General features: G+C 37.2%; 6 protein-coding genes and 2 tRNA genes. 7 read left to right on the forward strand and 1 reads right to left on the reverse strand.

Going from position 1 to position 7,134, the window contains the following annotated elements; genetic code table 11:
* Positions 1-342: 342 nt before the first annotated feature.
* The 5 genes from tig to BN202_RS00025 all read left to right on the forward strand — a co-directional run bounded on the left by tig (position 343) and on the right by BN202_RS00025 (position 5,711).
* A complete protein-coding gene (gene tig / locus BN202_RS00005; RefSeq protein ID WP_019218462.1) occupies positions 343-1,752 on the forward strand; it encodes a trigger factor in 1,410 nt (469 codons plus the stop codon).
* A 128-nt stretch (positions 1,753-1,880) separates the two neighbouring features.
* Positions 1,881-3,380 (forward strand): Asp-tRNA(Asn)/Glu-tRNA(Gln) amidotransferase subunit GatB, encoded by a 1,500-nt coding sequence (gene gatB, locus BN202_RS00010; protein ID WP_019218463.1) that lies wholly within the window; start codon positions 1,881-1,883, stop codon positions 3,378-3,380.
* Positions 3,381-3,562: 182 nt separating this feature from the next.
* Positions 3,563-3,961 carry an NADH:ubiquinone oxidoreductase subunit NDUFA12 gene (locus BN202_RS00015; protein ID WP_019218464.1) on the forward strand — a complete coding sequence of 133 codons (399 nt, stop codon included), beginning with the start codon at positions 3,563-3,565 and terminating at the stop codon, positions 3,959-3,961.
* An 83-nt stretch (positions 3,962-4,044) separates the two neighbouring features.
* Positions 4,045-4,470, forward strand: coding sequence for a DUF2155 domain-containing protein (locus BN202_RS00020; RefSeq protein ID WP_019218465.1), 426 nt, complete (start codon positions 4,045-4,047; stop codon positions 4,468-4,470).
* Positions 4,471-4,988: 518 nt separating this feature from the next.
* Entirely contained in the window at positions 4,989-5,711 is a 723-nt protein-coding gene (locus tag BN202_RS00025; RefSeq protein WP_019218466.1) for a rhomboid family intramembrane serine protease, read from the forward strand.
* 3 nt (positions 5,712-5,714) lie between these two features.
* Here the strand turns inward: BN202_RS00025 and BN202_RS00030 are convergent, their stop codons facing one another.
* Positions 5,715-6,545: a TrmH family RNA methyltransferase gene (locus BN202_RS00030; protein ID WP_019218467.1), complete on the reverse strand. Its 831-nt coding sequence runs from the start codon at positions 6,543-6,545 to the stop codon at positions 5,715-5,717.
* A 205-nt stretch (positions 6,546-6,750) separates the two neighbouring features.
* Between BN202_RS00030 and BN202_RS00035 the strand changes: the two genes are divergently transcribed.
* Positions 6,751-6,834, forward strand: a tRNA-Tyr gene (locus tag BN202_RS00035).
* A 31-nt stretch (positions 6,835-6,865) separates the two neighbouring features.
* Positions 6,866-6,939, forward strand: a tRNA-Gly gene (locus tag BN202_RS00040).
* Positions 6,940-7,134 lie beyond the last annotated feature (195 nt).

Raw genomic sequence — 7,134 nt, forward strand, 5'->3', positions numbered from 1 at the left:
TTGCTTTTATCAATTAATATGTAAATTCAAGATGTGAATACTTTCTCGATTCGTAATTGCAATATATAGATGATGATGCTATTTGGTAGCGCTACAGATTCTATGTATCAGGTGGTTCAAAAGGTGGTTTTATTATTTGGTATTTTTATTAACTTATTGAAAAATAGTAAGAAATTGTTATGAAATGGTTCTCTCCATCCGCACCAAAAGAATTTTTTGAGTCCATATAGGTATCTATATGTGTGGAATTTCACTTTATGGTGATTTAACACTCAAGTGTTAGAATGTGGTTGTTATCAGAGTGGGGCATCCCTCTCCTTAAGAAAATAAAGGTTTTTTTAAATGCAGGTTACCGAGACGCTTAATGAAGGACTGAAGCGCGAAATTAAGATCGTGGTTCCGGCGAGAGATTTAGAAGAAAAATTGAATGAACGGTTGGATCATACCAAGGATAAGATCAAACTCAATGGTTTTCGTCCTGGTAAGGTGCCTGCTGGATACCTACGAAAGATGTACGGTAAGTCTTTTATGGCAGAAATTCTCAATGAGATTGTCAATGATGTGCCCAGTTCTATTTTAGCTGAGCGTGGTGAACGCTCAGCTATGCAGCCGAAAATTGATATAGCTGAAGATGAACGGATTTTGGATGGAAAAGTCGATTTTGTTTTTAGTTTAAAATATGAAGTTTTACCAAAATTTGAAATTAAGGACTTTGAGCATATTGCGATTACCCGTGAAATTGCGGCTATTCCTGAAAAAGAGATTGATGATCAAGTAAAACGTATTCTTTCTTCTACTCGTAATTATTCACCAAAGGATGGTCCTTCTGAAGAAGGTGATCGCATTACAATGGACTATCTTGGTAAGCTCGAGGGAGTTCCATTTGAGGGGGGGGCAGATCATGATGCACAATTGATTCTAGGCTCGAAGCAATTTATTCCTGGTTTTGAGGAGCAATTGGTTGGTGTAAAAGCGGGTGATAAGAAAACAATTTCTGTTAAATTTCCTGATAATTATAATGCGGCTCATTTAGCTGGCAAGGATGCGGAATTTGATATCACTATTAAAGCTGTTTCTCAATCTGATGAGCTAAAAATTGATGATGAAGCAGCACAAAAAGTTGGTTTAGAATCTTTAGATCGTTTGCGTGAAGTTGTTCGTGGACAGATTGAAAGCCAGTATGGCACAATGACACGTCAAAAAATTAAACGTCAAATTCTTGATGCTTTAGATGCTGATTATAATTTTGATATTCCTGAAGGACTTTTAGAAATTGAATTTAACAATATATGGGCTCAGGTTAATGATGATTTAAAAAAGGCTGGACGCAGTTTTGAAGATGAGGGGGTTACAGAGGAACAGGCACGGGAGGAGTATCGTGTTCTTGCACAGCGTCGTGTCCGTCTTGGTTTAGTGCTTTCTGAAATTGGCATGAAGGTTGGTGTTAAAGTAAGTGAAGATGAATTAAAAGCAGCGGTTTTTGATCAGGTTCGCCAGTATCCTGGACAAGAAAAAGAAATTATGGATTTTTTCCGTAATACTCCGGAAGCTGTGGCAAATTTACGTGCTCCAATTTTTGAAGAAAAAGTCATTGATCATTTGTTGGAACGGATAAAAGTTACGGATAAAGAAGTGACAATTGAAGAACTGATGAAGGAAGCTGACGAAGCAGATGTAACAGAAGAAAAACCTGCCAAGAAAAAAACAGCAGAAAAAGTTACAGCTAAAAAAAAGGCATCTAAAAAAGATTAATATTCACCAACACAAACAGGCCCGATAAAGTCGGGCTTTTTTATGAGATTTATATTCTAGGCTTGCACTGAGAATGGTTTTAGATTAGCCATTTATTGTATTTAGAAAATATTAATAGTGGATTGGCAATGAACATCGTTGATACGCGCACTCCTAATTCTAAACGTTTTATTTCTGGAGCGACAGGTGATTGGGAAGTCATCATTGGCATGGAGGTTCATGCACAAATTATATCAAATTCAAAACTTTTTTCAGGGGCATCAACCAAATTTGGTGCTGAGCCAAACAGTCACGTATCGCTTATTGATGCAGCTATGCCTGGTATGTTGCCTGTTCTTAATGAGGAATGTGTTCGTCAGGCAGTTCGAACGGGTTTAGGGTTAAAGGCGCATATTAATTTGAAATCTGTTTTTGATCGTAAGAATTATTTTTATCCAGATTTACCACAAGGGTATCAAATTTCTCAATTTCGTTATCCAATTGTCGGAGAAGGGAAGATTGTTATATCTGTTGGTCCTGATTCGAATGGTCAGTTTGAGGACATTGAAATTGGCATTGAACGTTTGCACCTTGAACAAGATGCTGGCAAGTCAATGCATGACCAGCATCCAACAATGTCTTTTGTAGATCTTAACCGTTCTGGTGTGGCTCTTATGGAAATTGTTTCTAAACCAGATATGCGCTCCTCAGATGAAGCCAAGGCCTATATGACAAAATTGCGTACGATTGTTCGTTATTTAGGGACTTGTGATGGCAATATGGATGAGGGGTCTATGCGTGCGGATGTTAATGTCTCAGTTCGTCGCCCTGGTGAAAGTTTTGGAACGCGTTGTGAAATCAAAAATGTGAATTCTATTCGCTTTATTGGTCAAGCGATTGAATATGAAGCACGTCGTCAAATTGCAATTTTAGAAGATGGTGGTATCATAGATCAAGAAACGCGGCTTTTTGATGCTGCAAAAGGTGAAACGCGGTCTATGCGTTCAAAGGAAGAAGCGCATGATTATCGTTATTTTCCTGATCCTGATCTTTTGCCATTGGAATTTGACCAAGCATTTGTGGACTCTCTAGCGGCTGAATTGCCTGAATTGCCTGATGATATAAGGAGCCGTTTTATCAAAGAAATGGGATTGACTGTATATGATGCTTCTATTCTCGTTACAGAAAAAGCCATTGCTGATTATTTTGAAAAAGTGGCCCATGGGCGTGATGGAAAAATAGTTGCAAATTGGGTGATTAATGATCTTTTGGGCGCTTTAAATAAAGGTAATCGTGAGATTGAGGAAACACCAATATCACCAGATCAATTGGGGGGAATTATTGATCTTATTAAAGAAGGAACAATTTCTGGGAAAATTGCTAAAGATCTTTTTGAAATTATTTGGCATGAAGGTGGGGATCCGCGTCAGATTGTAGAAGAACGCAATATGAAGCAGGTGACAGACACAAAGGCTATAGAGAGAGCTGTAGATGAAATTATTGCCAACAATTCTGATAAAGTTGCCCAGGCTAAACAAAAGCCTGCTTTAGCTGGTTGGTTTGTTGGACAGGTTATGAAAACAACAGGTGGAAAGGCAAATCCTCAAACTGTTAATGAGTTGGTTAAGAGCAAACTTGGCATAGATTAAGTTAGGGGTAGAGGAAAATCCATAAATGTGATATTTTTAGAGTTAATGGATATGCATTTACCTATCAAATGAAACTGTTAGTGATTTTACCAGTAAAATTTTGTTTTCAGTAATTTCAAATGTTATAAAAAAATTATTTCAGCGATTGATTTCATGAGCGCACTAAAAGAATGGAACAACAGATGGTTCGTTTTTTAAAGCAATTCTTCACATGGTGGAATGGCAATACTATAAACACACGCTTTTTCACATGGCGTAAAGGTAAGCGGATAGGGAAAGATCAGTTTGGGAATGTCTATTATGAAGGAGGGATGCATAAGGATGGTTATCCGCGTCGTTGGGTTATTTATAAAGATTATTCTGAAGCTTCTACTATTCCTCCAGGTTGGCATGGCTGGATCCATCATCGCTGTGACTGTCCCCCAACGCAGGAAGATTATCATCCATATGCATGGGAAAAGCCCCATGTTGCAAATATGACAGGAACAAGTGAAGCTTATCGTCCAAAGGGAGCTATTCCTTATAGTGGCAAGCCTTCTTATGTGCATGAAGATTATGATGCATGGTCGCCTAAAAGGTAAACTATTTTGGTGCGTGTGTGTGTTTTTTCTTAATTTGAACTACTTTATAAGTAGAATTTTTTAAATGCGATTGATTTGATGTGATGAGAGCTTTTTTACTGTTAGAATTGAGGCGTTTTTTTTGTTATTTTTTTGTAGCGGGTATTGTAGTATTTTCCACGATTTGTGAAGTGCAAGCTGAGCGTATTAGCAATGGAATTGCTGTTTTTTCTGGTCTTGATAAGATTACGGGTCGAACTACCCGTTTTGAAGTTTCTCTTGGTGAAGTTTATCAATATGGTGCTTTACAGGTGACGTCGCGAGCATGCTATACGAGCTCCAAGGATGAACCAACTCGTACAACTGGTTTTATCGAAGTGAATGAGATTATGTTAGATAAAAAGGTACGGCGTATTTTTACAGGATGGATGTTTGCAGATAGTCCTGGTTTGAATGCTGTTGAACATCCTATCTATGATGTGTGGTTAAAAGACTGTAAACAAAGTTCTCAGAGTTTTTCTGTTCAATAATTTTTTATATAAAAGGGGGCTTCAATATAGCTTATTGTTTTATAGTCCTATTTTAAAGAAGCTAAATGTAACTTTTTTAAAACAGGAGTGATGAGATGCTGAAAAGAGGGGAATAGTTGCGCCTTTAAGAGGCTAATTGTTAAACGATAAGGCAGTCTATTTTCCTACAGAGAAAATATACAGGAATTTCTGGGATTTTTCCTTATGGTAATAGAATCTTTTCTTTTTGATTGAGCAGTATATTAAAAAACTGAATCAACAAAATTATATATGTTTCCATAAGAGAAATTTTATTCAAATGAATGATTTCGGTTTAAGTTTATTATAATGCTATAGCTTTGTAGAGGATATTTTAAATATCCTCTTATATAAGATAGAAATGTTTTCATAGAACGATATTTGCAGTTTAGGAGTGAGAAGCAAAGGAAGTTAAGTTTAAACTGCCTTATTATCAAAATTGATAGATCTCTTTTGTACAAATAACGATCAATTCACTGGAGAGTATGAGATTTTATATAATGAAATATGTTAATCAGCAAAATAACGTGTCATTTTTTCCAAAAAAACCTAAAGAACCATTATTAAATGTCCCGTTTATTATAGTATTTTTGATCGCACTTTGTTTTTGTATTTATATTATTCCTCAGTATTTTTTTTCTCATACACTATCTCTTGAAAGCTTTGAGCTTTTTTCATTTACACCAATGTTATTTAAAGCTGAGCCATTAGCATTTTGTTATACAATTATTAGTTATTCATTCATGCATGGTAGTTTTCAACATGTTGCTTTTAATATGGCTTGGCTTTTGGTATTTGGTTCTCCTTTGGTAAGGCATTTGGGTGGATTACGTTTTTTAGTTTTTTGGATATTAACAGCGATTATAGCTGTATTGACGTATTTTGTATTTCACCAAAACAGTGCGATATCGCTTGTTGGGGCGTCTGGTGCTGTGTGTGGAATGGTGGGGGCTATTGTACGTTATGGTTTTCCTCTAAACTATTTGGGAGACAGTATACGGAATGAAAGGTTTTTAGGTCCTCTCTTACCTGTAAAAAAAGTATTACGTTCAAAGAGTGTACTGGTTTTTGTAAGTGTATGGTTGAGTATTGATCTCACCATAGGAATTTTTTCTTCTTTATTTGTAGGAGAGGATGTTTCAATCGCTTGGGAAGCACATATTGGTGGTTTTTTTTCTGGCTTTTTTTTGATTGGTTTTCTTGATACTTCGCAAAAAAATTGAAAATTATGATCTAAGATATTTATGGGCAGCATAAAGCGCTATTGTTGCTGCATTTGAAACATTTAATGATTTAATATTTCCAGGCATATCAAGACGCGCTAATGTGCAAGCGGTTTCACGTGTTTTTTTACGTAGACCCTTTCCTTCTGCCCCTAAAATAAGAGCAATTTTTTCCCCTTTTAATGCAGCTTCTAAAGGATATTTTCCTTCAGAATCAAGTCCAAAGCTGATAAAACCAGCTTTATGAAGTTCTTGAAGAGCTTCAGCGAGGTTTCGTACAGTAATATAATCGATGAGCTCTAAAGCTCCGGATGCGGCTTTAGCAAGAACTCCGCTTTCTTGGGGTGAGTGGCGCGACGTTGTGATAAGTGCCTCAGCTTTAAAGGCAACTGCAGAGCGCATAATAGCACCGACATTATGTGGATCGGTAATTTGATCCATGAGAACAACAAGATCGGTATTGGTTAATTCAGATAATTTGCATGGCTTTAAGGGTTCCGTTTCTAGAACGATTCCTTGATGAACAGCATCACTTCCAACAAGCACATCAAGTTGTTTAGGAGAGCATAATGTAGCAGGACAAGGTAATTCTGATTCGGGTATATTTAATCGTTTTAAAGCATTAGCTGTAATATAGAGAGAGTTAAAAATCCTTTTTGGGTTTTTTAAAGCAGACTGAACGGTATGGATGCCGTAAAGACGGATTGTCCCTTGTTGCAAGGATTCTGCTTTTTTTTTCGGCTGTATGAGAGAGCGAGGAGAAATACTCTTTGCATCTCGATATCGGCGACGTAAACGAGCATAATGAGAATTTTTCGATATTTTTTCTTTCATAGTTTCTTTATAGCGCTTTAGGAGCAAAAATAGATAGAAAAAAACCATAATTTAAAAATTATTAGCAGAAAATTTGTACAGAATTGTATTTATTCTGTTGACAGAGACGATAGTAATCGTCATAACCGCCTCGAAGCCAGTTTGAATTGAGAAATCAAAATTTGGTTGTCGTGATGCCTCGTCACGCAGCTTTGCCGATGTAATGGGAGGGGTGCCCGAGTGGTTAAAGGGGGCGGACTGTAAATCCGTTGCGTATGCTACGTTGGTTCGAATCCAACCCCCTCCACCATTCATCGCAGAAGAGTTAGTACGTGGGGCATGCGGGTATAGCTCAATGGTAGAGCAGCAGCCTTCCAAGCTGAATACGCGGGTTCGATTCCCGCTACCCGCTCCAAACAGTTGCTGATGATTAGGCTCATTGAGTATGGTGAAAGATTTTTTCATCATAATTGGACGGGTTATCCGTCTTTAAGAGTTGTAATAGTCGGGCTGAGTAGGGGAGTCCGGTTTCATCCAGTTCTATAGTCCTGTTCTTGAGTGCTAAAAAGTAAGAGAACAAAACAAGAGATTGATAGCGATGGCAAAGAGC

The organism is Bartonella florencae (assembly GCF_000312525.1).
Lineage (GTDB): Bacteria > Pseudomonadota > Alphaproteobacteria > Rhizobiales > Rhizobiaceae > Bartonella > Bartonella florencae.

Bases quoted from the DNA above. Each gene is read 5' to 3' on its own strand.
- BN202_RS00015 (WP_019218464.1), top strand. From the start codon at position 3,563: ATGGTTCGTTTTTTAAAGCAATTCTTCACATGGTGGAATGGCAATACT.
- BN202_RS00025 (WP_019218466.1), top strand. From the start codon at position 4,989: ATGAAATATGTTAATCAGCAAAATAACGTGTCATTTTTTCCAAAAAAA.
- BN202_RS00020 (WP_019218465.1), top strand. From the start codon at position 4,045: ATGAGAGCTTTTTTACTGTTAGAATTGAGGCGTTTTTTTTGTTATTTT.
- BN202_RS00030 (WP_019218467.1), bottom strand. From the start codon at position 6,545: ATGAAAGAAAAAATATCGAAAAATTCTCATTATGCTCGTTTACGTCGC.
- gatB (WP_019218463.1), top strand. From the start codon at position 1,881: ATGAACATCGTTGATACGCGCACTCCTAATTCTAAACGTTTTATTTCT.
- tig (WP_019218462.1), top strand. From the start codon at position 343: ATGCAGGTTACCGAGACGCTTAATGAAGGACTGAAGCGCGAAATTAAG.